Source organism: Staphylococcus sp. CoH_129_LAB_1, from assembly GCF_058191515.1.
Genome location: NZ_JBXWKZ010000076.1, coordinates 1 through 274 on the forward strand (window position 1 = coordinate 1; position 274 = coordinate 274).

The 274-nt window shown below is 68.6% G+C and carries 1 protein-coding gene; it reads left to right on the forward strand.

All coding sequences use genetic code 11. The annotated features are described in order from the left end of the window. Positions 1 to 274: hypothetical protein (locus AC2FB1_RS11180; protein WP_490675280.1), on the forward strand; the 274-nt coding region annotated here is incomplete at both ends.

Consider the following 274-nt stretch of genomic DNA (forward strand, 5'->3'; position numbering starts at 1 on the left):
CCCGGAAGGAGAGCCGCTTCGGCGTCCGCGACTGGTTCGCCTTCACGCTGTCGTTCAAGGCCGTGCTGCTGGAGGGGCTGGAGGTCGTCTTCATCGTGCTCACCTTCGGCGCGAACCAGAACCAGATCGGGCTGGCCTCCCTCGCCGCCGTCGCCGCGATCGTCGTGGTCGTCCTGATCGGCGCCGCGGTGCGTGCCCCGCTGTCGCGCGTGCCGGAGAACACCCTGAAGTTCGTCGTCGGCGTGATGCTGACCTCGTTCGGCCTGTTCTGGGG